The sequence below is a fragment of the Pseudomonas sp. 3A(2025) genome, from assembly GCF_054589175.1.
In genome coordinates this window covers 1-410 of record NZ_BAAILM010000064.1, presented here as the reverse complement: position 1 = coordinate 410, position 410 = coordinate 1, and the positions used below count along the sequence as shown (strand labels likewise).

The window sequence follows — 410 nt, the reverse complement described above, 5'->3', positions numbered from 1 at the left end:
GTAACCGCCTCACCAACCCCACATTCCAAGCCCCAACCTGATCCCCGATGCTGAGCTCCCGAAACCTCTCAGGAGCCAGCCGCTCATGATGCGTCCCGACGCCAAAGTCGAAAAAGTCTATCTCTACCCAAAGCCCGTCGACTTCCGAAAATCCATCGATGGCCTGGCCGCCCTGGTCGAGCTGGATATCAAGGTGGCCGTGTTTGATCCAGTGCTTTTCGTCTTTCTCAATCGCTCCCGTAATCGGGTGAAAATACTTTATTGGGAGCGCAACGGCTTCTGTCTTTGGCTCAAGCGCCTCGAAGCCGAGCGGTTCAAAACATCGCCTGACATCACCGACGATGTGATCGTACTCAGCGTTCAAGAGTTGAACTGGCTGCTCGACGGTTTTGACCTTTGGCGCAACCGAC

The 410-nt window shown here is 55.1% G+C and carries 1 protein-coding gene; it reads left to right on the top strand.

Annotation, left to right across the window (positions count from 1 at the left end; all coding sequences use genetic code 11):
• Window positions 1-85 precede the first annotated feature (85 nt).
• Window positions 86-410 (top strand): IS66 family insertion sequence element accessory protein TnpB (gene tnpB / locus ACYP2A_RS22210; protein WP_459748107.1); only part of this gene is annotated, 325 nt, incomplete at its 3' end.